Raw genomic sequence first — 24,451 nt, forward strand, 5'->3', positions numbered from 1 at the left:
AGGACAGATCATGTCGCCTAATTCGCCCGATCCTGCCTTCATGGCTCCCTATGCGCCGGACGACGCTGTGCTGGCGGCGGCGTTGCTCGGCTCGGTGCCGCCCGACGCGGGGCGCGAAGCACGGATCGACCGCACGGCGACCGAGCTGATCGAAGCGATCCGCGCCAGCGACGATCGCCTCGGTAGCGTCGAGCAGATGCTTCGCGAATTTGCACTGTCGACCAAAGAGGGGCTGGCGCTGATGGTGCTGGCCGAAGCGCTGCTGCGGGTGCCGGATGCTGCGACTGCCGACGCTTTCATCGAAGACAAGCTCGCGCAGGGCGACTTCGCGCACCACCGCATCAAGTCCGAAGCGCTGCTGGTCAACGCCTCGGCCTGGGCGCTGGGCCTCTCGGCGCGCGTGGTGGGGTCGGGCGACACGCCGCAGGGGACGCTGGCGGCGCTGGCGAAGCGGATCGGAGCGCCAGCGGTGCGCGCCGCGACGCGGCAGGCGATGCGGCTGATCGGCAATCACTTCGTACTCGGGGAAACGATCGACGCAGCGCTGCACCGTGCGCAGGCGGATGCGGCCGATGGCGTGCGCTATTCCTACGACATGCTCGGCGAAGGTGCACGCACGCAAGCCGATGCCGAGCGCTATTTCGATTCCTATACACGGGCGATCGAGGCGATCGGCAGCAAAGCCGGCAACGCATCGCTGCCGTCACGGCCGGGCATTTCGGTGAAACTGTCGGCATTGCATCCGCGCTTCGAGGCGGTGAGCCGCGACCGCGTGCAGGCCGAGTTGACACCGCTTCTGATCGACCTGGCGCGCAAGGCCAAGGCCCACGACCTCGCCTTCACAATCGACGCCGAAGAGGCCGACCGGCTCGAACTCTCGCTCGACATCTTCGCCGCCTGCTGCGCCGATCCTTCGCTCGCCGGGTGGGACGGCTACGGGCTCGCCGTCCAAGCCTATCAGAAGCGCGCGGCGGCCGTCATCGACTACGTCGACACGCTCGCGCAGCGACTGAACCGCCGTCTGATGCTGCGGCTGGTGAAGGGCGCCTATTGGGACACCGAGATCAAGCGCGCGCAGGAGCGCGGGCTCGACGACTATCCGGTGTTCACGCGCAAGGCGATGACCGACCTCAACTACATGCATTGCGCGGACAAGCTGCTCCGCTTGCGGCCGCGGCTATTCCCGCAATTCGCCAGCCACAATGCGCTGACGGTCGCGACCGTGCTCGAGCTCGCCGGCAATGGCGAGGGCTATGAATTCCAGCGCCTGCACGGCATGGGCGAGGCGCTGTATGTGCGGCTTCTCGCCGAACATCCCGATTTGGTGTGCCGGATCTATGCGCCGGTCGGCGGCCACCGCGACCTGCTCGCCTATCTGGTGCGGCGGCTGCTGGAGAACGGCGCCAATTCGTCGTTCGTGGCGCAGGCCGGCGACGAGCGCGTAACGGTCGCGGAATTGCTCCGACGGCCCGCCGAACTCATCGGGCGGCCCGAGCAGGCGCGACACCCGCGCCTTCCTTTGCCGCGCGACCTGTATCGGCCGCAGCGTGAGAATTCGCGCGGCATCGAGTTAGGCGATCGCGCGGCGCTGCAACGGCTGGTGAGTGAGATCGCCACAACGCGACAAGCGCTGCCAAAGATCACATCCGCAACACCAGAGAACGCCGCAGCAGCCGTTGCAACCGCGCGAACCGGCTTCGTGGAGTGGAGCCGCACGCCGGCGGCGACGCGGGCAAGCGTGCTCGAGCGCGCGGCAGATCTGCTGGACCGCCGACGTGCGCGTTTCATCGCTCTGCTGCAGGACGAAGGCCCCAAGACGCTCGACGATTGCATCTCGGAAGTGCGCGAGGCGATCGATTACTGCCGATACTATGCGGCCGAGGGCCGCCGCCTGTTCGGCGACGGCATGGCAATGCCGGGACCGACCGGCGAGAGCAACACACTGCGTCTGCGCGGACGCGGCGTCGTCGTCGCAATCTCGCCGTGGAATTTTCCGCTGGCGATCTTTGTGGGCCAGATCGCCGCGGCGCTGATGGCCGGCAACTCGGTGGTCGCCAAGCCGGCCGAGCAGACGCCGGTGATCGCCGACGCCGCCGTGCGACTGTTGCACGAGGCCGGCGTGCCGCACGCGGCGCTGCAACTCGTACAGGGCGACGGCGCGATCGGCGCAGCGCTGGTCGCGCATCGCGACGTCTCCGGCGTGGTATTCACCGGGTCGACCGAGGCGGCGCGGGCGATCAACCGGACGCTCGCCGCCAAGGACGGCCCGATCGTGCCGCTGATCGCCGAGACCGGCGGCATCAATGCGATGATCGTGGATGCGACGGCTCTGCCCGAGCAGGTCGCCGACGACGTGGTGACATCCGCGTTCCGCTCCGCCGGCCAACGCTGCTCGGCGCTGCGGCTGTTGTTCGTGCAGGACGATGTCGCGGACCGGATGATCGAGATGATCGCCGGCAGCGCCCGCGAACTACGCATCGGCGACCCGCGCGATCCCGCGACGCAGATCGGCCCTGTGATCGACGCCGAGGCGAAGGCGAAGCTCGACGCGCATATCGCCCGAATGACGCGCGAGGCGCGGGTTCATTTGGCCGGCACCCCCCCGGTAGACGGCAATTACGTCGCGCCGCAGATTTTCGAACTGCGCGACGCGGCGCAGCTCAGCGAAGAAGTCTTCGGCCCGATCCTGCATGTCGTGCGCTATCCGGCGTCCGGTCTCGACGACATGCTCGGAACGATCGCACGCAGCGGCTACGCACTGACGCTCGGCATCCATTCGCGGATCGACGACACCATCGCACGCATCATCGATCGGCTCGCGATCGGGAATGTCTATGTCAACCGCAACATGATCGGCGCCGTCGTCGGCGTGCAGCCATTTGGCGGCTCGGGACTCTCCGGCACAGGCCCGAAGGCCGGCGGCCCGCATTATCTGCCGCGCTTCGCGCTGGAGCAAACGGTGTCGATCAACACGGCCGCAGCCGGCGGCAACGCTGCGCTGCTGTCGGGCGGCGAGTGAGCCGTCATCTGCGAAGCTGCATCGTTCGCCTTCGGGACGACGCCCCTCACCGGTTCCAATATTGCATCGTCCGACGAACACGGTTCTTATGCATGAGGCTGGAAATGCGCGCTGGCGCAAATTCCGGGCCACGAAAAACAACAAGAGCCAGGGAGCAATTCGCCATGGACGACGGCATTTTCAGCGGCCTCAAGGTGCTCGACTGCGCCAGCTTCATCGCAGCGCCCGCGGCGGCCACCGTGCTGTCGGACTTCGGCGCCGACGTCATCAAGATCGAACCGCCGGGCGCCGGCGATCCCTATCGGAACCTGCCGAATTTGCCGGGCTATCCGCGCAGCGAGCACAACTACGCGTGGATGATGGAATCCCGCAACAAGCGCAGCCTCGCGCTCGACCTCGCCAAGCCGGAGGGCCAGGCCGTGCTGCGCAGGCTCGTCGCCGAGGCCGACGTATTCATCACCAACTTTCCGCCGCCGGTGCGCGCGCGTCTCGGCATCGCCTACCCTGACCTGGCGCCGCTGAATGACCGACTGATCTATGCGAGCTTCACCGGCTACGGCGAGCGCGGCGAGGAGGCCAACAAGCCCGGCTTCGACAGCAACGCATGGTGGGCGCGATCCGGCATGATGGATCTGGTGCGCGCCGACGAGGACACCACGCCGGCGCGGTCGCTGGCGGGGATGGGCGATCACCCCTGCGCGATGGCGCTGTATGGTGCGATCGTCACGGCGCTGTACAAGCGCGAACGCAGTGGCAAGGGCAGCGAGGTGAAATCCAACTTGATGGCCAACGGCGTGTGGTCGTCGAGCGTGTTGGCGCAGGCCAAGCTGGTCGGCGCCGAATTTCAACCGCGGATGCCGCGCGAACGCGCGCTCAACGCCGTGGCCAATCACTACCGCTGCCGCGACGGCCGCTGGTTGATCCTGTCGCTGCTCAACGAGGAGAAGCAGTGGCCGACGCTGATGCGGTGCCTCGACCGCGAGGACCTGACCGACGATCCGCGCTTCGCAACCAAGCCCGACCGCCACGCCCGCTCGATCGAACTGATCGGGATCTTCGACGGGATCTTCGCAACGCGCGATCTCGCGGACTGGCGCAAGACGCTCGATGGCAACGGGTTGGTTTTCGGCGTGGTCGGCATCCTCGACGACATTCCGAACGACCAGCAGATGATCGACAACGATGTGCTGGTGCCGTTCGAGAACAACACGATTCTCACCGTCAACAGCCCGATCTGGGTCGAAGGCAGCGCCAAGATCCGGCCGCGGCTGCCGCCCGCCGTCGGTGAGCACAGCGACGAGGTGCTCCGCAGCGCCGGCTACGACAACGAAGCGATCCGCGCGCTTCGTGCGTCCGGCGCGGTGGGATAATTTATCGGCCGAAGAACGCCCAACCAACGGCGGCAAGCACTCATATCAGCGAGTGCCGACCAAGCACATGCCGATCGGAAACGACGTTGCCTTGCGCGCCGGCTGGCAGGTCAGCCCCTCGGCGCAACGCCAGTCGCGAAAACTCGGGTCCACCACGCCGCCCTCGCCTGCGAGACCGCAGGCCGCGCCCCAACCGTCGAGATATTCCGTGCCGGCCAGCGCTGTTGCGCCGCGCAGTTGCGGCCGGTCGGTGAAGCCGCGCGTATAGTCCGGTTTCCGGCCGTCTCGGATCGAAGCGACAATGTCGCGTCGGCGGATCTGGTCGCCGATGAAATGCGGCGATCCCGGCATAGCGGAGCGTTGGGTTCGCTCCGCGGTCCAGTCGACGCCGGGAAAATGGAAACCTCCGATGCCGAGCGTCTGATGACAGCCGGAACAGGTGATGTCGTTGAGCCGCCGCACGAAGCCCGCCGGCGAACGGATGTTCTGCAACGCGACGCCGCTTTCGGTCGCGCGCTGCAACGCCGCGACGACGTCCGCGTCGCTGAACAGCGGCTCGCTGCGGCCCGGCCCGGCGAGCCCGGATGCGGGGCGCAGCTCCGAATACGTGAAGGCGGTGGGCGTCGCGGCGATCACGCGGCGCGCGAGATACGGTTCGGGAATGATCAGCGTGCCGCGATCGAACGCCGCAATCGTCTCGGGCTGGAGCAGCCAGCGCTTGAACTGCTTGCCGAGATCGCGGTCGGCGACCAGCCTGTCGCGATCGATCTGGTTCTCCATCGGCGCGGCTTGATAGCGCCCGCTCGCCGCGTCGAAGCGGAATACCATCATCAGATAGTCCGCACGGAATTCACCGCCGCCGGCGCTCGACATCGTCGCGATCTGCAGGTTGATTTCGATCCGGTCGATGGCGGCAGGGCCGAGCGGCGCCAACGGGCCGTCCGCAGCGATCAGCCGGCGCGCGCGAGTTGCGCCGGCATCGGGCGATTCCCCGGCCGTAAGCCAACGCCGGGCAAGCTCGCTGCAAGCGAACGCCGCGGCGGCGCCTGCGCGGAGCACGATGTTCAACGTCATCGGCAATCGCTGCGTCGCGTCGCCAGCGTCGTTCACCGGGCGATAAATCAGCCGGATCTCGCCGCAACCGTCGGCCGCGACATAGCCGCGGTCCATCCGGTTGATGATGCCCACCAGCACGAAGCGCGAGGTCGAGGCAACCAGCCGGTCGCGATCGAACAGTTTCGGCGCCTCGGACTGATGCGCTTTCCCATAGCGCGCGATTTCATCGTCGATCGCTGCGTGCAGCGCGGCCATCGACGGCAGCGCGAACAGCTCATCATTGCGCAATGGGGTTGGCGAGGACGGATCGAGCATCTGCCGCAGCCCGAAACCGGGATGCAGCGCAGCATCGTCGCGATGCTCGCGCAGATCGAGTTCGCGCAGCGCCAGCGGATCTGTGATCGCAAGCCCGCGCGAAAACTCCTCAGCCAACCCGACGGCAGGCTGGACGAGGCTGCAGATCAGCAATGCCACACCGAGTAAGCGTCGCAAGCGTGCCGTGTTCCCGAGCGGCCGAGCCGCGATGACGCAGCAAGGTGCCGGGAAATCTAACGCAAAGGGCGCGACCTGTCTCGGCAGGCCGCGCCCTTTGTGATTGCGTGTCGGATCAGCGGGAGACGATCAGGCCGCGGCTCGTGACAACCACCCAGCGTCCATCCTGGCGGCGGATCGCATCGACGCGGCCGAGGCCCGGCACCGGGTCGCCGGCATAAACCTCGAAAGTGCCCTGGCGGCCGACGATCACCGCGCCGCCGTCATACACGTCGCGCACCACCCAGCCCTCGACCGTCGGCAGCCGGCCGACATCGTTCTGCTTCGTCGCAGGCTTCGGCGACACCGAGCCGGTGACGTCCGGCGGAGCAGCGGACGCGACCTGCGCGGGGGCCGGAGCAGGCGCCGGCTTCTCGGCTTGCGCGGTGCGCAGCTTCTCGACGGTCTCGCTCAACTTGGCGATCTTCTGCGCGGGCTCGGCCTGCGCCTTCTCGATCTTGTCGAGGCGATCGCTCGCCTTGCTGATCTGGGCAACCGCGGCCTTGTCGGCCCGATCGACGCTCGCCTTCAGCGCGGCGAGTTCGGTTTGCAGCTTCGTGACCTGCTCGTCCAGCGCGCGCGCCTGCGACTGCGCCTGCGAGGCGGCATTCGCATTGTCGCCGTAATGTACAAAGCCGGCGCTCGTCAGCGCGCCACCGGCAGCGCCGGCGATCGCGGCCAGGATCACCGCGACTGCGACCACCGCGAGCTGGCGCTTGCCATGGGGCTTTGCCGCCTGCTCGTTCGGCTCGTCCGGAGCTTCGACCTCGATCTCGTCGTCCCAATGGCGGTACAAGTTCTCATTGCGCGCCGGCGCCATGATCGTGACCTTGCCGACTCGCATATGACGCCCGGCATCGCTGTCCGGCTTCGCGTCGTCCTTGGCGGTCTCGGCAGCCGGCTCGGCGGACGCCGCGGCCTCACCGCTCGCGTTCTCAGCCCGCGTCTCGTTGGTTTCAGCAGAAACCTTGGAAACATCCGACGCGGCTGACGCAGCGCCGGCGCCCGCCTGATCTTCGCTGATGGGCTTTTTGCGATGCTCGTCCACGTCAATTCCTCCAGATACACTTGACCATTCGGTAACTTTGATTACTTGCGAATTCGTTACTTCCACCGATGCTTACCAAAATTTCAGAAATCGCATGGCTGCGCATCGGTCCGCGCAGGCTTTACGCCGCGCGCTGTCCCGCGCTAGGACAGGTGGTTACACAGGCGCACGAAGCCGCCGACCCAAGGGAGACGACCATGAAGCTTTACGATTCGATCGGGCCCAATCCGCGCCTGGTGCGGATGTTCATCGCCGAGAAGGGCCTGACGATCCCGACCCAAGCCGTCGACATTCGGGCTGGCGAAAACCGCAAGCCCGAGCATGTGGCGCGCAATCCGCACGGGCAGACGCCCACTCTCGAACTCGACGATGGCAGCTTTTTGTCGGAAATTACCGCGATTTGCGAATATCTCGAGGAGAAACATCCCGCCCCGCCGCTGATCGGCAGCACCGCCGAGGAGCGCGCGGAATGTCGGATGTGGACGCGGCGGATCGACCTCACGATCTGCGAGCCGCTGGCCAATGGCTTCCGATTCAGCGAAGGGCTGAAGATGTTTCAGAACCGCGTGCTGTGCTTCCCCGAAGCCGCGCCGGGTCTGAAGAAGATCGCCGCGGACCGGCTGCAGTGGATGAACACGCAGATGCAAGGCAAGGAGTTCGTCTGCGGTTCGCGCTTCACGCTCGCCGATCTGCTGCTGTACGGCTGGATCGATTTCGGCGCGCAGGTCGGGCAGCCGCTCGACCCCGCCAACACCGTGCTCGCCGATTGGCACAAGCGCATTGCCGCGCGCCCCTCGGCGAAGGCGTAATTCACCAGCTCCTCTTGGTTGTTACTTATCGCTTCTGAACATCTCGTTCGTCATTCCGGATCTGCGCGCAACCTCGTGCATCCCGGATTGACGAACGATCAGGAGCGTCGCGCTTGCGACATCAGACCACGACTGGCGCGTCGGGGAGTTCGTTCTCGCCGGGGTCTTCTTTCGGGAAATGCGCCGCCAGATGCGTGCTGATCAGATCGATGCCGCGCAGCACGCCGGCTTCGAAGCGGCCTTCGCGAAAGGAGCTTTCCATCTCGCGGCAGATGTCTTCCCATGCGGTAACCCCGACCCGCGCGTCGATGCCGCGGTCGGCGACGATCTCGACGTCGCGGTCGGCGAGCAAGAGATAGATCAGCACGCCGTTATTGTGCTCGGTGTCCCAGATCCGCAGTTGCGAAAACACATCGAGAGCGCGCTCCCGCGCCGGCTGGTCGCGGAACAGCGGCGCGCCGTCGAGCGCGCCTTCCACCACGAAGCGGATCTGCCCGGCGTGCTGCGCTTCGCTGGCGCTGATCGCGCGCTCGATCGCATCGAGCGCGGTCGGGGGAAACGCCTTCTGCACCAGCCTGCGGCTGGTGATCAGATGCTTGCCGATACGCCGGATGCCCATTTCCGCCTCCCGCTCACCAGCTTCCGGAGGCGCCGCCGCCCCCGAAGGAACCGCCGCCGCCGCTGAAGCCGCCACCGCTCGATCCGCCGGACCACGAGCCGCCGGGGAAAACCCCGCCGCCGCGGCGCCGACCCGAACCGAAGCCGGATCCGCCCCCGCTGAACAGATCGACGAACATCGCGAACAGGAACGCCGCAAAGCCGGCGAACAGCGCGATCATCCAGCCGAGCCCGAAGATCCATGCGACGCCGCCGATGACGCCGCCGGTCACCGCCGAAGCCGCCATCCGGCCGAACAGGCTCTGCAGAAAGCCGTTCACGAACAGCGTGCCGAAGATCAGCGGGATCGCCCAGCCGCTCAATTGATCGAACGACTCCGGCGACCATTCGTGCTGCGGCTCGGGCTCGGGCAGCGGCTCGCCGTCGATCACGCTGACCATGCGGTCGACGCCGGCCTCGATGCCGCCCTCGAAATCGCCGGTCTTGAACTTCGGCGTGATGATCTCGTCGATGATGCGCTTGGCGGTGACGTCGGGCAGCGCGCCTTCGAGGCCGTAGCCGACCTCGATCCGCAGCTTGCGATCGCCTTTCGCGACCAGCAGGATCGCGCCGTCATCGACCTTCTTGCGGCCGATCTTCCAGGCCTCGGCGACGCGAATCGAAAACTGCTCGATCGCCTCCGGCTGCGTCGTCGGTACGATCAATACCGCGATCTGACTGCCCTTCTTCGCCTCGAAGGCTTTCAGTTTCTGATCGAGCCGCGCAATCGCGTCGGCGGACAGCGTGCCGGTCTGATCGACCACGCGGCCGGTGAGCTGCGGCACCGCGAGCTGCGCCTGCGCGATCGCGGCGAAGGCCGCGACCGCCAAGCACAGCAGCGCCGCGAGCATCGACGCCCGCGCCACCCGCATCAACGCCGCGGCTCCTGCGCGCACTTACTTCGCCGGCGCTGGGGCCGGGGTCGGATTGAAATCGACCTTGGGCGCGGTCGAGATGTCCTTCTCATTCTCGACGGTGAAGTTCGGCTTCTCCTTGTAGCCGAACATCATCGCGGTGAAATTGGTCGGGACCGATCGCACCGTCACGTTGTAGGCCTGCACCGCCTTGATGTAGCGGTTGCGCGCCACGGTGATGCGGTTCTCGGTGCCTTCGAGCTGCGCCATCAGATTGCTGAACAGCGCGTCCGACTTGAGCTGCGGATAATTCTCGGTCACCACCAGGAGGCGCGACAGCGCACTGGAAAGCTCGCCCTGCGCCGCCTGGAACTTCTGGAAAGCCGCCGGATCGTTCAGCACCTCGGGCGTGGCCTGCACGCTGCCGACCTTGGCGCGTGCGTTGGTGACGCCGAGCAGAACGTCCTTCTCCTGCTGCGCGAAACCTTTCACCGAATTCACCAGATTGGGGACCAGATCGGCGCGGCGCTGATACTGGTTGACCACCTCCGACCAGGTCGACTTCACCTCCTGGTCTTCGCTCTGGATGGTGTTGTAGCCGCAATTGGTCAGGCTGAGTGTGGCGAGCGCCGCCAGCACCGTCAGAAGTCTGCGCATCGATGTCTCCTCACGCGAACCGGCGTACCCTAGCACACGTCGGCTCGCATGAGTCGGTATTGCGCGCGAACCGGTTCAGGCCGCCTGCGCAGCTTTGGCTTCCTGAATTGCGCGCCACACCTTTTCCGGCGTCAGCGGCGTGTTCAGCGCGGTGACGCCGAGCGGTGCCAGCGCATCGAGCACGCCATGGACCACGCAAGGGGGGCCGCCGATCGCGCCGGATTCGCCGCAGCCCTTGGCGCCGAGCGGATTGGTCCGGCACGGCGCCGAAGGATCGAGCGTCACGGAGATCGTCGGCAGATTGTCAGCGCGCGGGACGCAGTAATCCTGATAGCTCGCGGTCACCAACTGGCCGTCGTCATTGTAGGACGCGCCTTCGTACAGCGCTTGTCCAACCCCCTGCGCGACGCCACCGTGGATCTGGCCGGCCACCAACATCGGATTGACCGCATTGCCGACGTCATCGACCGTGGTGTAGCGCACCACGCGCGACACACCCGTCTCTGGATCGACCTCGACCTCGCAGATATGCGCGCCGTTCGGCCAGCTCGGGCCGTCCACTTCGCCGGTGCTGTCGACGCTGAGCTTGGCGCCGTTCTCCTTGGCGGCGATCTCGAACAGGCTGATCTTGCGATCGGTGCCGGCGATCGTCAGCGTGCCGCCGGAATACTCGATGTCCTCGACCGAGGCTTCGAGGATGTTCGCCGCCTTCTCGCGCGCCTTGGCGATCATGTCGACGGTCGACACCGCGACCGCAGTGCCGCCGACGAACAGCGAGCGCGAACCGACGCTGCCGAAACCCTGCGCCAGATCAGTGTTGCCCTGCACCACGTCGATCTGATCCATCGGAATGTCGAGCGCCTGCGCGATCATCTGGGTGTAGGTGGTCTCGAGCCCCTGCCCCATCGCCTGCGTGCCGGAATGCAGCACGATGCGGCCTTCCGCCGTGGCGTGCAGGCTCACCTTTTCGGTATGCGCGCGGCCGCCGGTCCATTCGATGTAGCTTGTGACGCCGCGGCCGTAGAGCAGGCCCTTCTTCGCGGCTTCCTTCTTGCGCGCCTTGAAGCCGTCCCAGTCGGACAGTTCGGCGGCGCGCTGCATCATATGGGCGAAGGCGCCGCTATCGTACACCTGCCCGACCGCGTTGGTGTACGGCAGCTGCGACGGCTTGATGTAATTGACCTTGCGGATCGCGCGCGGGTCCATGCCGAGCTGTCGCGCAGCGGCGTCCATCAGCCGCTCTATGATGTACACCGCCTCTGGGCGACCGGCCCCGCGATAGGCTCCGACCGGCGCGGTGTGGGTCAACACCGCCTTGATGTCGAAATGCACCAGCGGCAGATCGTAGACGCCGGTCTGCACGAACGGGCCGAGCACCAGCGGAATGATCACGCCGGCGCCAGCGAGATAGGCACCGGTTCCGCCGATCGACGACACCCGATAGGCCAGCACGCGGCCCTTGGCGTCGAGCGCGATCGACGCGGTCGATGTCAGGTCGCGGCCATGGGTGCCGCCGACGAATTCATCGGTTCGGTCGCCGCGCCATCGCACCTTGCGGTTGAGCTTGACCGCTGCGTAGGCGACGAGACCATCCTCCGGATAGAGGCCGGTCTTCTGGCCGAAACCGCCGCCGATGTCGCCGACCAGAACCTGAATACTGCCCTTCGGCCGCTTCAGGATGGCGTCGGCGAGCGTGTCGCGCGTCGTCGCCGGCGTCTGCGACTGCACGTGCAGGATCAGCCGGCCGGTCTTCTTCTCGATCTCGGCGATGGTCGCGCGCGGCTCCATCGCGGAAGGGATCAGCCGCTGGCTGACGATATCGAGCGAGACCGTGTGCGCGGCTTTGGCGAAGGCCTCATCGACCTTGGCGGCGTCGCCATAGCTCATCGCCGCGACGATGTTGTCGGGAGCGGTGTCGTACACGACCGGCGCGCCCGGCTCGATCGCCGCGGTCGGATCGGTCACGGCGGGAAGCTCTTGGTATTCGACGACGACAGCCTCGGCCGCCGCTTGCGCCGCGGCTTGCGACGACGCGATCACGGCGGCGACCGGCTCGCCGACGAAACGGACGATCTCGTGCGCGAGCAGACGCCGGGGCGGCAGCGTCATTGGCGAGCCGTCCGGCCGCTTGAAGATCGGCAGAGTCGGGATCGTGCCGACCGCGTCGGCGACCAGATCGGCTCCGGTCAGCACGGCCTCGACGCCCGGCATCGCCCGCGCCGCCGCGCTGTCGATCGCAACGATCTTCGCGTGCGCATGCGGCGAGCGCAGCACCACCAGCCACAGCGCTCCGTCGGCGGGCTTATCGTCGAGATAGAGGCCGTGCCCGGTGAGCAGGCGCTGATCCTCGAGACGCTTGACGGGCTGACCCGCACCGAACCGCATGGAGCCGGGGAGAATGTTCATGCCGCTTCCTCTTGTTGCTTTCTTGAGAGCAGTTTTAGCGGAGAAGCGAGTGGTACGCCAAGAGGGCGTCCCCCCTGGCAACGTCATTCGGGGCGCGAGCGCAGCTCGCGAACCCGGAATCTCTCTTCGCGACGATCTCGGGATTCCGGGTTCGCGCTACGCGCGCCCCGGAATGACGGTGGAGCATCTACGCAATCTCCGCCAGCACCGCCTCGACCGCCTTGCGCTCGTCTGCGGTGAGCGCGGCTTGCGGTGGCACGGGATCGCCGACGTCGTAGCCCTGGATCGCAAGGCCGGCCTTGATACAAGCGGCCAGATTGAAACGCGCGAACGCCTCATTGACGCGCCACAGCCTGCGCTGAAGCGTGAGCGCCTCGTCCCATTTCTTCGCCTTGCACAGCTCGTAGAGCTGCACGCTCTGGCGCGGCGCGATGCAGGCGGGGCCGGCCATCCAGCCGACGCCGCCGATCAGCATCACCGCCGTGGGAATATGCGCCGAGGCCGAGAACACGCGCAGACTGTCGCCGCAGCGATTGATGATCGACAGCAGCCGCCCGGTATTGGTCGAAGCGTCCTTGATGTAGCGGATGCGCGGATGCTCAGCGAGCCGCGCGATCACGTCGAGGGTGAGATCGGAGCGCTGGAATTGCGGATTGGTGTAGATCACAACGGGAATGCCGACCGCGTCCGCGATCGCGCGAAAGTAACTCTCGATCTGCGCGTCCTTCAGCGGGAAATACGCCTCCAGGATCGCAAGGATGCCGTCGGCGCCCCGCTTCTCGTAGATCTTGGCCTGCGCAACCGCATCCGCCGTCGACGTCGAGGCAACGCCGGCCACGACCGGCACGCGGCCCGCAGCGGCCTCGATCGTCGCCTGCACAACCGCCTCGCGCTGCGTCGCGTTGAGATAGGCGAATTCGCCGGTCGAGCCGAGCGGCGTCAGCCCGTGCACGCCGGCCTTGACCAGATCGTCGCAGAGCCGGCCGAGCACATCGCCGCGGAGGCGACCGTCGGCCTCGACGGGAGACACCAGATAGGGAAAAACGCCTCGAAAATCAGTCATTTGCAGAACCGCGCGCTAAACCGCCGGGAGTTCGGAACCGGCCGTGGCCTATCGACATCAATCCGGCGCGCGCCGCAAGGGTGAAACTCTGCTAAGCCAACCGCTCCGGAATGCAACGAGATCTGTCCATGACCCAGTCCCCACCTCGCGACGCCCTCACGCCGCCCGCAGCGCCGCGTCGTCCGCACGCCTTCACCACCCACGGCATCACGCTGAATGACGACTATGCCTGGCTGAAGGACCCGAACTGGCAGGACGTGTTGCGCGATCCGTCGCTCCTCGATCCCGACATCCGCAGTTATCTCGAAGCCGAGAACAGTTACACAGACGGCCTCCTCGGCCATACCGGCGCGCTGCAGAAGAAGCTCGTCGCGGAGATGCGCGGGCGGATCAAGGAAGACGATTCCAGCGTACCGCTGCCGGACGGACCCTATGCGTATTTGCGGAAGTATCGCGAAGGCGGCCAGCATCCGTTGTATGGGCGCACGCCGCGCGACGGCGATGAGGTCGACGTCATCCTCGACGGCGACGAGCTGGCGAAGGGAACCGAGTACTTCCAGTTCGGCGGGCGGCGGCATTCGCTCGACCATAAACTCGAAGCGTGGAGCGCCGACACCGCCGGCTCGGAATATTACACCATCCGGGTGCGCGACTGGGCGACCAAGCAGGACCTGCCGGATGTGGTCGAGGAGACCGACGGCGGCGTGGTGTGGACGCTGGACTCGCGCGCCTTCTTCTACGTCAAGCTCGACGACAACCACCGGCCGATGCAAGTCTGGAAGCACACGCTCGGGACTGCGCAGGCAGACGACGTCCTGGTGTTTCAGGAACAGGATGCCGGCTGGTTCACCCACATCCACGAGAGTTCCAGCGGCCGGTTCTGTGTGATCGCGGGCGGCGACCACGAAACCTCCGAACAACGGCTGATCGATCTCGCCGCACCCGACGCGGAGCCGCGGTTGGTCGCCGCGCGCGAGCCCGGCGTGCAGTACTCACTCGCCGACCGCGGCGACGAGCTGTTCATCCTCACCAATGCGGACGACGCCATCGACTTCAAGATCGTCACCGCGCCGCTGGCCGCGCCGACACGCGACAACTGGCGCGACTTGATCCCGCATCGCGAAGGCATCTACATCATCGACTTCGATCTGTTCGCCGGCCACATGATGCGGCTGGAGCGCGCCAACGCGCTGCCGTCGGTGACAATCCGCGATCTCGCCACCGGAAGCGAGCACGCCATCGCTTTCGACGAGGCCGCCTATTCGCTCTCCGCCTCCGGCGGCTACGAGTTCGACACCACCAACATGCGGTTTTCCTATTCGTCGATGACGACGCCGTCGGAAGTCTACGACTACGACATGGCGACGCGCGCGCGCGTGTTGCGCAAGCGCCAGGAAATCCCCTCGGGCCACAACCCGGCAGACTACGTCACCACGCGGATCATGGCGAAAGCCGACGACGGCGCCGAGGTGCCGGTGTCGCTGCTGCATCGCAAGGGTTTGAAACTGGACGGCGCTGCGCCGCTGTTGCTCTACGGCTATGGCTCCTACGGCCACGCGATGCCGGCGGGCTTTTCCGCTAACGCATTGTCGCTGGTCGATCGCGGCTTCGTCTACGCCATCGCTCATATCCGCGGTGGCGCCGACAAGGGCTGGGGCTGGTATCTGGACGGCAAACGCGACAAGAAGACCAACTCGTTCGACGATTTCGCCGCCTGCGCCCGCGCGCTGATCGCAGCCCGTTACACATCGGCGAAACGCATCGTCGCTCACGGCGGAAGCGCCGGCGGCATGCTGATGGGCGCGGTCGCCAACCGCGCCGGCGAATTGTTCGCCGGCATCGTCGCCGAAGTGCCGTTCGTCGACGTGCTGAACACCATGCTCGACGACACACTGCCGCTGACGCCGCCGGAATGGCCCGAATGGGGCAATCCGATCAAGAGCGAAGCCGACTTCAAGACCATCCTGTCGTATTCGCCTTACGACAACGTCGCGGCCAAGGACTATCCGGCGATCCTGGCGATGGGCGGCCTGACCGATCCGCGCGTGACCTATTGGGAGCCGGCGAAATGGGTGGCGCGGCTGCGCGCCTCCATGACCGGCGGCGGCCCGGTTGCGCTGCGCATCAACATGGGCGCCGGCCATGGCGGCGCGTCCGGCCGATTCAGCCGGCTCGACGAGGTGGCGATCGTTTATGCGTTCGCGCTGTGGGCGGTCGGGCTGGCTGACGCGCCGCGCGAAAACGTGGCATAAGGGCCGAGGCTTCCACCCTCGTCATTGCGAGCGAAGCGAAACAATCCAGTGCGCCAACTCTGGATTGTTTCGTCGCTTGGCTCCTCGCAGTGACGACAGACTAATCCAACGCACAGGCAGACCATGGCCGCACCCAAACCGCCCGGATTCGAAACGCTCAGCCTGCACGCCGGGCAACAGCCCGACCCGCTGACCGGCTCGCGCGCAGTGCCGATCTATCAGACCACATCCTACGTGTTTCAGGACACCGACCATGCGGCCGCGCTGTTCAACATGGAGCGCGCCGGGCATCTGTATACGCGGATCTCGAACCCGACGATCGCCGTGCTGGAAGAGCGTGTCGCCGCGCTGGAGAACGGCGTCGGCGCGGTGGCGACCGCGAGCGGCATGGCGGCGTTACATCTGGCGATCGCGACGCTACTCAACGCCGGCGACCACATCGTCGCCTCCAGCTCGCTCTATGGCGGCACCATCAATCTCTTGACGCACACGCTGCCGCGTTTCGGCATCACGACCAGTTTCGTCAAGCCGCGCGATCACGCCGGGCTCAAAGCCGCGATCAAGCCGAACACCAGACTGGTGATCGGCGAGACGATCGGCAATCCCGGGCTCGAAGTGCTCGACATTCCGAAGGTCGCGGCGATCGCCCACGACGCGAAGATCCCGCTGTTGATCGACAACACGTTTGCGACGCCCTATTTGAGCAGACCGATCGAGCTCGGCGCCGACATTGTGATGCATTCGGCGACCAAATGGCTCGGCGGCCACGGTATCGCGATCGGCGGCGTATTGGTCGATGGCGGCCGATTCGACTGGCGCGGCTCCGGCAAATTCCCGACACTGACCGAGCCCTATGCCGGCTATCACGACATCGTCTTCGACGAACAGTTCGGGCCACCGGCCTTTATCATCCGCGCGCGGATGGAAGGCTTGCGTGATTTCGGCGCCTGTCTGTCGCCGACCAACGCGTTCCAGCTCATTCAAGGCGTCGAGACGCTCCCGGTGCGAATGGACCGCCATCTCGCGAATACCAAGGCGGTGCTCGACTTCCTCGGCGGCAACAAGGCAGTCGAGTGGGTGCTGCATCCGACGCTGGAGAACCATCCGGACTACGCGCTGGCGAAGGAGCTGCTGCCGAAGGGCGCCGGTTCGATCATATCGTTCGGCATCAAAGGCGGCCGCGCCGCGGGGCGGAAGTTCATCGAGGCGCTGCGGCTGACCAGCCATCTCGCCAATGTCGGCGACGCCAAGACGCTGGTGATCCATCCGGCTTCGACCACGCATCAGCAGATGGACGCCGCGCAACTCGCGACCGCCGGCATCGGCGAGGAATTGATCCGGCTGTCGGTCGGCATCGAGACCGCCGACGACATCATCGCCGACCTTGCGCAGGCGCTGCGCGTTTCGCAGAAGGTGTAAGCCATGCAGCTCGACGTGAACGGGATCGACACCTTCGTCGCGACCGGCGGCAAGCCGTTCGACAAATCTCTCCCGGCGGCCGTGTTCCTCCACGGCGCCGGCTTCGACCATTCGGTGTGGGCGCTGCAGACGCGATGGTTCGCGCATCACGGCTACGCGGTGCTGGCGCCGGACCTGCCGGGCCACGGCCGCTCGGGTGGCGCGCCGCTCAAGACCATCGCCGAAATGGCGGACTGGGTGGCCGCGCTGCTCGACGCCGCCGGCGCACAGCCGGCGAAGCTGATCGGGCATTCGATGGGCTCGCTGATCGCGCTGGAAGCCGCCGCACGGCATCCGGCCAAGGTCGCCTCGCTGGCGCTGATCGGCACCACATCGGTGATGACGGTCGGCCCCGACCTGTTGAAGGCCGCGGAGGCCAACGATTCCGCTGCGATCGACATGATGACGATCTGGGGCCTCGGCCCCGACGCCGAAATCGGCGGCAACCTTGCGCCAGGGCTGTGGATGCACGGCGGCTCGGTGCGGGTGCTGGAAGCCAACCAGCCCGGCGTGATCTTCAACGATCTGTCGGCCTGCAACGACTACAAGGATGCGCTCGTGGCGGCGGCGAAGGTTGTTGTGCCGACCGTATTCATCCTCGGCGAACGCGACATGATGACCCCGACGCGCAACGGCAAGACGCTAGCCGCGGCTGTGAACAGCGCACGCACGATCGTGCTGAAGGGCGCCGGCCACACCATGATGGTCGAGCGGCCGGACGAAGTATTGAAGGCGTTGCAGGATTAGCTGATAAATTTAGAGTTCGTCATTCCGGGACGCTCGCACGAGCGAGCGACCCCGGAATCCCGAGCTGTTGAGCACCCGGCGTCGCACCAACCTCTGGATTCCGGGTTCGCGCTTCGCGCGCCCCGGAATGACGGCGCTGGTCGGGAGAGGTGACGATTACGTCCCTCTCCCACTGCCCTCGCCCATTTCGAACACCCGGCTCGCCAGCACATCCTTGGCCTCGATCGTCATCAGATCATCTGCCGTGAGCTTGCGGTCGAGGTCGGCGATCAGGCGGTTGGCCTGGCGCAGACGGATACGGTCCAGCGCGTTGCGGATCGAGCGGGCGTTGGCGAACAGCGGCTGGGTCTTGCGCGTCGCGATGTAGCGCTCGAACGCCTGCCGGGCATCGGCGTCGAAGTGATAATTCTGCTCCCGCAGCATCCCCTCCCCGATCGACAGCAACTCGTCGTCGCCGTAGTCGGGGAAGTCGATGTGATGCGCGATCCGGGAGCGGAAGCCCGGATTGCTGGCGAAGAATTTCTCCATTCGGTCGGCATAGCCGGCGAGGATCACCACCAAATCGTCGCGCTGGTTCTCCATCACCTGCAGCAGAATTTCGATCGCCTCCTGGCCGTAGTCCCGCTCGTTTTCGGGGCGATACAGATAGTAGGCCTCGTCGATGAACAGCACGCCGCCCATCGCCTTTTTCAGCACTTCCTTGGTCTTCGGCGCGGTGTGGCCGATGTATTGGCCGACCAACTCGTCGCGCGTCACCGAGACGACGTGGCCGCGGCGAACGAAGCCGAGCCTGTGCAGGATCGATGCGATCCGCAGCGCCACCGTCGTCTTGCCGGTGCCGGGATTGCCGGTGAACGACATGTGCAGCGTCGGGTTGCCGGTGGCGAGGCCCATCCGCTTGCGCAGCCGTTCGACCAGAAGCAGCGCCGCGATCTCGCGGATCCGCGTCTTCACCGGCTTGAGCCCGATCAGCTCGCGATCGAGCTGATCGAGCACCTCACCGATTCCGACCTCGTTGAACTCCTTGCGGAGGTCAATCTGCTCGGGCAGTGCTGCTTCGTTGTCGGCCGAGGTGGTCAAGCTCACTCCCCTCCGTAACGCCGGCCCTCGGGCTTGTCAGCCGCATAGGCCTTGGTGGTGTAGCGGATGTTGCGTCCGTCGACTTCCTGGCGGTCGAGCCGGAAGCCGGGCTCGTCCTTCGGACGGTGGACGATGAAGGACAGCCGTACCGATTCCCAGCCGTGGCTGGAGTCGAAAGCCGACAGCCGGATGTAGCGATCGCCATAGACCTTGCGGCATTCGGTGAGTTCCATCAGCACGCCGGCGGCATCCTGAAGGTCGAACATCGGCAAGGCCCACATCTCCCAATAAGTGTTGCGGGGATGCGGGTCGTCGGTGAATTCGAGGTTCACCGCCCAGCCCTTGCCGAGCGCGTATTGCACCTGCGCGGAGATTTGCTCGTCGGTGAGGTCGGGCAGGTATGAGAAACAGCCTTGGGTCATTCGCATCGGTCCTGCTCCTTACATCGAGACGCTGGGTGTCGGCGCATAGTCGGGGGTATCGGTGGATTCGTAGTTGAAGGAGACGTTCTTCCAGGTGTCGAGCGCCGCCTTCAACGGCGTGCAGGTCTGCGCCGCCTTGGCGAGAATTTCCGGGCCTTCGTGCACATAGTCGCGGCCCTCGTTGCGAGCGAGGATCATGGCTTCGAGCGCGACGCGGTTGGCGGTGGCACCGGCTGCGATGCCCATCGGATGGCCGATCGTGCCGCCGCCGAACTGCAGCACGACGTCCTCGCCGAGCAGATCGAGCAACTGGTGCATCTGGCCGGCATGGATGCCGCCGGAAGCGACCGGCATCAGCTTGTTCAGGCTCGCCCAGGGCTGGTCGAAGAACAGGCCGTGCTCGAGATTGGCCGGGTTGTAGTCTTCGCGGCAGATGTCGTAGTAGCCCTTGGTGGTCGACGGATCGCCCTCCAGCTTGCCGACCACGGTGCCGGCATGGATGTGATCGACACCGGCGAGCCGCATCCACTTGGCGATAACGCGGAACGACACGCCATGATTGCGCTGGCGGGTGTAGGTGGAATGACCGGCGCGGTGCAGATGCAGGATCATGTCGTTCCTGCGGGCCCACTTCGCCATCGACTGGATCGCGGTGTAGCCGATCACCAGATCGATCATGATGATGACCGAGCCGAGCTGCTTGGCGAATTCAGCGCGCTCGTACATCTCCTCCATGGTGCCGGCGGTGACGTTGAGATAGGTGCCCTTGATCTCGCCCGACGCTGCCTGCGCCTTGTTGACCGCCTCCATGCAGTACAGGAAGCGCTCGCGCCAATGCATGAACGGCTGCGAGTTGATGTTCTCGTCGTCCTTGGTGAAGTCGAGGCCGCCCTTCAGCGCTTCATAGACCACGCGGCCGTAGTTGCGACCGGAGAGGCCGAGCTTCGGTTTGACGGTGGCGCCGAGCAGCGGCCGGCCAAACTTGTCCATGCGCTCACGCTCGACCACGATGCCGGTGGCCGGGCCCTGGAACGTCTTGACGTAAGCGATCGGCAGCCGCATGTCCTCGAGCCGCAACGCCTTCAGCGGCTTGAAGCCGAACACGTTGCCGATGATCGACGCCGACAGATTGGCGATCGAGCCGTTCTCGAACAGGTCGAGATCGTAGGCGATGTAAGCAAAATACTGGCCGGGCGAATTCGGCACGGGATCGACGCGATAACACTTCGCACGATACTTCTCGGCCGCGGTCAAGCGATCGGTCCACACCACGGTCCAGGTGGCGGTCGAGGATTCGCCCGCGACGGCAGCGGAAGCTTCGATCGGATCGACGCCGTCCTGCGGGGTGACGCGGAACAGAGCGATGACGTCGGTGTCTTTGGGCACGTAGTCGGGCTCCCAATAGCCCATCTTCTTGTATTCCATCACGCCGGATTTGTAGCGATCCTTGCCGCGGACCGTGATTGAGTCGTTCATATCGTCCTCCTTGGAGAATGTTGACGCGGGCTGGACCGGCGTAATCGGGCGACTTCGAAGGGGAGCAGCCCGCCGCGGACGCGACGCAGTTGCTTGTCTCCGCGGATATTGACTGAGGACGCAAAATAAGAGAAATTTCTTTATCTTCATTCTGTTCAAAGTTTTACTTATATGACCCGACAGTTCAAAGCGGTTTCGATCCGGCAATTGCGAGCGCTTGCGGCGTTGGCTGAGACCGGCAGCATCACTGCCGCAGCGAACAAGCTGCACCTGACCCAGCCTGCCGTCACGTTGCAGCTCCGTAATCTGCAGGACTTGGCCGGCATTCCGTTGATCCAGCGGCGAAGCGACGGGATGCAGCTCACCGACGCGGGGCTCGAAGTGCTCGCATTGAGCGAACGGATCGAAGCTGCGATCACCGCATGCGAGACCTCGCTGGAAATGATCGCCGGCAAGACCGCCGGACGGATCTCGATCGGCGCGGTGTCGACGGCGAAGTATTTCGTGCCATTCGCGATTTCGGGATTCCTGAAGCGCAATCCGAAGATCGACGTCAGGCTGGTCATCGGCAACCGCCAGGAAATTGGCGCCGCGCTGCGCGGCTACAACCTCGACATTGCGATCATGGGTCGGCCGCCGGTCGATCTCGAAGTCGAGACCCATCTGATCGGCGACCATCCCCACGTCATCATCGCGCCGACCGCGCATCGCTTGGCGCGCACGCAGGACATCGCGCTGACCGAGCTCGCCTGCGAAACGTTCGTGACCCGCGAGCCGGGATCGGGCACCCGCAGCCTGATGGAGCAATTGTTCGACACTGCCGGCATCCAGCCGACCATCGGCATGGAGATGGGCAGCAACGAGACCATCAAGCAAGCGGTGATCGCCGGTCTCGGCATCGCCTTTCTATCCGCGCACACGGTGGCGACCGAGCTGGACGAGCGGCGGCTGGTGATTCTCGACGTGGTCGGGCTGCCGGTGGTGCGGCAATGGTTCGTGGTGACTCGCAAGGACAAGGTGCTACTGCCGCCGGCCCGCGCAATGCTGGAATTTCTCAAGGTCGAGGGACCGCTATTCCTGCCGCGAACAGACCGCCGGATTCGGCTGACCCGGCCGTCGGCACGCGGCAAACGCAACTGAGGCGTTGGACTCTCTGCCACATGTCGTCATCGCATCAGAAAAAGCAGAGCGGGCGCCTTGCGGCGCGCGCTCGCGTTCTGACGCGACTTCGCGTGGACCGTCAGGCCGCCTTGGCGAGACCGACGCGGGTCCAGATTTCGCTGAGCGCCTGCACCAGATGCTCGATGTCGGCATCGGTGTGCTGCGGTGACGGCGTGATCCGAAGGCGCTCGGTGCCGCGCGGCACGGTCGGATAGTTGATCGGCTGCACATAGATGCCGTACCGGCTGATCAACTCGTCGCTGATCTGCTTGCACAGCGCTGCATCGCCGACCATGACCGGAACGATATGGCTCGGGTTCGGCATGTGGGCCACGCCGGCCTGATCGAGCCTGGCGCGCAGCCGCGCCACCCGATCCTGATGACGCTCGCGCTCCGCCGAACTGGCGCGCAGATGCCGGATGCTGGCCAGCGCGCCTGCGGCGACCGCCGGAGGCGGCGAGGTGCTGAAGATGAAGCCCGAGGCGAAGCTGCGGACGAAATCGCAGACGGCCGAGGAGCCGGCGATGTAGCCGCCGACCACGCCGAACGCTTTCGCCAGCGTGCCTTCGATGATGGTGAGGCGATGGCTGATGCCCTCGCGATCGGCAATGCCGCCGCCATTCGGGCCGTACAGGCCGACGCCGTGGACTTCGTCGAGATACGTCATCGCGTTATGCGCGTCGGCGACGTCGCAGATTTCGGCGATCGGCGCGATGTCGCCGTCCATCGAATACACCGACTCGAAGGCGACCAGCTTCGGCGCGTGCGGGTCGAGATCGGCGAGCTTGCGCTCGAGGTCGCGCGGATCATTGTGCGCGAAAATTCGTGTCTCGCTGCGGCTGTGGCGAATGCCCTCGATCATCGAAGCATGATTGAGTTCGTCCGACAGGATCACGCAGCCGGGCATGCGCGACGCCAGCGTCGACAAGGACGCCCAGTTCGAAACGTAACCGGAGGTGAACAGCAGGGCGGATTCCTTGCCATGCAGAGCGGCGAGCTCCTGCTCCAGCAGCACGTGATAGTGGTTGGTACCCGCGATGTTGCGGGTGCCGCCGGCGCCGGCGCCGCAGCTGTCCAGCGCCTCGTGCATGGCCGTCAGCACCGCCGGGTGCTGGCCCATGCCGAGATAATCGTTGGAGCACCACACCGTCACATCGCCGGCGCCCTCAGGCCGGTGGTGCGTGGCGCGCGGGAACGAGCCGGCATGACGTTCCAGATCAGCGAAAACCCGATACCGGCCTTCACGATGGAGGCCGTCAAGTTGACGGCGGAAATAGGCTTCGTAATTCATGACGTCCTCCCGTTGATGGTGGCGGCTGGTTCGGCGGCAATGCCGACCCGGGCAGGCGCCAGACCACTGCGCGGATGCTGTTCGAGGAAAGTCTGGCGGAATTGATCTTCGAGACGTTGCCGGGCGCAGCTCGAGCGTGCCTTGGGCTGCGCCTCTTCCTTTTCCTTGCGGACGGTCGGAACCACGACGAGCTGCGGCGCGGCGGCGTTGCGGGGCTCCGGACTCGCTTGCGGCGAATCGGACGCTTGGGTCGGCGCGGCATGCAAGGACGTAGCAGCGATATTGGCGGACGGATTCTGTTCCATGTTGATGTTCTCCGGCGAGAAACCTGGACGGATACCCCAGCTCCACAACGTGATGGCAGGCAGCGGTAGCAGCATGAACCAATGCTCAACGACGCCAAGCGCGAACAAAGTCGATACCAGCGTCAGGCCAACGACTTCGAACGGCGTTTCGGCGACTTCGACGATGCGCTGGATCATCACCACCAGAACGGCGGTGGCCAGCGTCACCGAAATCGGGAAGAACGAACTCACCGGCTTGCGAGCGAAGTACGTCTTGAGGAACTGAACAGCGTCCGGCATCAGCTCGTCATTGGTGACGGGCACACCGAGGAACAGATTGATCTTGGCGCTCTGACGCAGCACCCACAGCGCGAGATAGGTCCAGCGACCGACCTCGTTCTCACCGCCCATCGTGACCCACACCACCACAGCGCCGCAGCACAGCAGGCATATCTCGTGGTAGATGATCGCCTGCAGGGCGTAGCTCAGGCGTGCGAACCCCCTGGCGCCGGGCGGACAGGGCTCGGCGCGCGGGCCAGTCAGCCAACCAGACAGAAACGCAATCTCCTGTGCCCCCCACAGGAAGATGATGCAACTGAAGGCCATGTAGGCCGCGCCGACACTGGTGTCGTGCGCGGTCACGAACAGGCCGCACAGCGCGATGGTGATCATTCCACCGGCGCAAACCACCCGCAGCATGCCTGAACGGCCGACGCTGCCGACCAACAGCAGCACCGCACCGGTGGAAAACCACCAGACGAAGGCCGCGAAGATCGGTGGGCCCAGATATGAGGCCATCGGGCTACTCCC

The 24,451-nt window shown here is 65.6% G+C and carries 19 protein-coding genes; 7 read left to right on the plus strand and 12 right to left on the minus strand.

Features of this window, described 5'->3' with window-relative positions:
* The first annotated feature begins 10 nt into the window (after positions 1-10).
* Together putA and BMY71_RS08535 are read left to right on the plus strand one after the other, a co-directional pair.
* A complete protein-coding gene (putA, locus tag BMY71_RS08530; protein ID WP_092683175.1) occupies positions 11-3,019 on the plus strand; it encodes a bifunctional proline dehydrogenase/L-glutamate gamma-semialdehyde dehydrogenase PutA in 3,009 nt (1,002 codons plus the stop codon).
* A 164-nt stretch (positions 3,020-3,183) separates the two neighbouring features.
* Positions 3,184-4,389 carry a CaiB/BaiF CoA transferase family protein gene (locus BMY71_RS08535; protein ID WP_092683050.1) on the plus strand — a complete coding sequence of 402 codons (1,206 nt, stop codon included), beginning with the start codon at positions 3,184-3,186 and terminating at the stop codon, positions 4,387-4,389.
* A gap of 45 nt (positions 4,390-4,434) precedes the next feature.
* Here BMY71_RS08535 and BMY71_RS08540 read toward each other — a convergent pair whose 3' ends face one another.
* Both BMY71_RS08540 and BMY71_RS08545 read right to left on the minus strand, forming a co-directional pair.
* A complete protein-coding gene (locus tag BMY71_RS08540; protein WP_092683052.1) occupies positions 4,435-5,937 on the minus strand; it encodes a hypothetical protein in 1,503 nt (500 codons plus the stop codon).
* A gap of 115 nt (positions 5,938-6,052) precedes the next feature.
* Complete coding sequence (locus BMY71_RS08545; RefSeq protein ID WP_092683054.1) at positions 6,053-7,024, minus strand: hypothetical protein; 972 nt, start codon at positions 7,022-7,024, stop codon at positions 6,053-6,055.
* 197 nt (positions 7,025-7,221) lie between these two features.
* Between BMY71_RS08545 and BMY71_RS08550 the strand changes: the two genes are divergently transcribed.
* The gene (locus BMY71_RS08550) at positions 7,222-7,833 is read left to right on the plus strand and encodes a glutathione S-transferase family protein (RefSeq protein WP_011504097.1); all 612 of its coding nucleotides are present in this window, start codon (positions 7,222-7,224) and stop codon (positions 7,831-7,833) included.
* A 121-nt stretch (positions 7,834-7,954) separates the two neighbouring features.
* Here BMY71_RS08550 and BMY71_RS08555 read toward each other — a convergent pair whose 3' ends face one another.
* From BMY71_RS08555 to BMY71_RS08575, 5 genes are all read right to left on the minus strand, one after another.
* Complete coding sequence (locus tag BMY71_RS08555; RefSeq protein ID WP_092683056.1) at positions 7,955-8,452, minus strand: TPM domain-containing protein; 498 nt, start codon at positions 8,450-8,452, stop codon at positions 7,955-7,957.
* Positions 8,453-8,465: 13 nt separating this feature from the next.
* Positions 8,466-9,362 carry a TPM domain-containing protein gene (locus BMY71_RS08560; protein ID WP_092683177.1) on the minus strand — a complete coding sequence of 299 codons (897 nt, stop codon included), beginning with the start codon at positions 9,360-9,362 and terminating at the stop codon, positions 8,466-8,468.
* Between the two features lie 24 nt (positions 9,363-9,386).
* A complete protein-coding gene (locus BMY71_RS08565; protein ID WP_011504100.1) occupies positions 9,387-10,001 on the minus strand; it encodes a LemA family protein in 615 nt (204 codons plus the stop codon).
* Positions 10,002-10,076: 75 nt separating this feature from the next.
* The gene (locus BMY71_RS08570; protein WP_092683058.1) at positions 10,077-12,407 is read right to left on the minus strand and encodes a xanthine dehydrogenase family protein molybdopterin-binding subunit; all 2,331 of its coding nucleotides are present in this window, start codon (positions 12,405-12,407) and stop codon (positions 10,077-10,079) included.
* Between the two features lie 187 nt (positions 12,408-12,594).
* Positions 12,595-13,470, minus strand: coding sequence for a dihydrodipicolinate synthase family protein (locus tag BMY71_RS08575; protein WP_092683060.1), 876 nt, complete (start codon positions 13,468-13,470; stop codon positions 12,595-12,597).
* A gap of 128 nt (positions 13,471-13,598) precedes the next feature.
* Here BMY71_RS08575 and BMY71_RS08580 point away from each other — a divergent pair, with 128 nt between their 5' ends.
* From BMY71_RS08580 to BMY71_RS08590, 3 genes are all read left to right on the plus strand, one after another.
* Entirely contained in the window at positions 13,599-15,722 is a 2,124-nt protein-coding gene (locus tag BMY71_RS08580; protein WP_092683062.1) for a S9 family peptidase, read from the plus strand.
* 123 nt (positions 15,723-15,845) lie between these two features.
* A complete protein-coding gene (locus tag BMY71_RS08585; RefSeq protein ID WP_092683064.1) occupies positions 15,846-17,141 on the plus strand; it encodes an O-acetylhomoserine aminocarboxypropyltransferase in 1,296 nt (431 codons plus the stop codon).
* Between the two features lie 3 nt (positions 17,142-17,144).
* On the plus strand, positions 17,145-17,927 hold the full coding sequence (locus tag BMY71_RS08590; RefSeq protein WP_092683066.1) for an alpha/beta fold hydrolase: 783 nt from the start codon (positions 17,145-17,147) through the stop codon (positions 17,925-17,927).
* 156 nt (positions 17,928-18,083) lie between these two features.
* Here the strand turns inward: BMY71_RS08590 and cbbX are convergent, their stop codons facing one another.
* Genes cbbX through BMY71_RS08605 form a run of 3 tightly spaced genes read right to left on the minus strand, consistent with a single transcriptional unit; the run spans position 18,084 to position 20,905 of the window.
* Positions 18,084-19,007 (minus strand): CbbX protein, encoded by a 924-nt coding sequence (cbbX, locus tag BMY71_RS08595; RefSeq protein WP_092683068.1) that lies wholly within the window; start codon positions 19,005-19,007, stop codon positions 18,084-18,086.
* 2 nt (positions 19,008-19,009) lie between these two features.
* The gene (locus BMY71_RS08600) at positions 19,010-19,435 is read right to left on the minus strand and encodes a ribulose bisphosphate carboxylase small subunit (RefSeq protein WP_011504107.1); all 426 of its coding nucleotides are present in this window, start codon (positions 19,433-19,435) and stop codon (positions 19,010-19,012) included.
* A 12-nt stretch (positions 19,436-19,447) separates the two neighbouring features.
* Positions 19,448-20,905 (minus strand): form I ribulose bisphosphate carboxylase large subunit, encoded by a 1,458-nt coding sequence (locus tag BMY71_RS08605; protein ID WP_011504108.1) that lies wholly within the window; start codon positions 20,903-20,905, stop codon positions 19,448-19,450.
* A 171-nt stretch (positions 20,906-21,076) separates the two neighbouring features.
* On the opposite strand from BMY71_RS08605, the gene BMY71_RS08610 reads away from it, so the two are divergent.
* A complete protein-coding gene (locus tag BMY71_RS08610; protein ID WP_011504109.1) occupies positions 21,077-22,045 on the plus strand; it encodes a LysR family transcriptional regulator in 969 nt (322 codons plus the stop codon).
* A 100-nt stretch (positions 22,046-22,145) separates the two neighbouring features.
* Here the strand turns inward: BMY71_RS08610 and hemA are convergent, their stop codons facing one another.
* The gene (gene hemA / locus BMY71_RS08615) at positions 22,146-23,357 is read right to left on the minus strand and encodes a 5-aminolevulinate synthase (RefSeq protein WP_011504110.1); all 1,212 of its coding nucleotides are present in this window, start codon (positions 23,355-23,357) and stop codon (positions 22,146-22,148) included.
* On the minus strand, positions 23,354-24,439 hold the full coding sequence (puhE, locus tag BMY71_RS08620; RefSeq protein WP_092683070.1) for a putative photosynthetic complex assembly protein PuhE: 1,086 nt from the start codon (positions 24,437-24,439) through the stop codon (positions 23,354-23,356). The genes hemA and puhE overlap by 4 nt, the downstream gene beginning before the upstream one ends.
* Positions 24,440-24,451 lie beyond the last annotated feature (12 nt).

Origin of the sequence: Rhodopseudomonas pseudopalustris, from assembly GCF_900110435.1 — a bacterium.
GTDB lineage: Bacteria > Pseudomonadota > Alphaproteobacteria > Rhizobiales > Xanthobacteraceae > Rhodopseudomonas > Rhodopseudomonas pseudopalustris.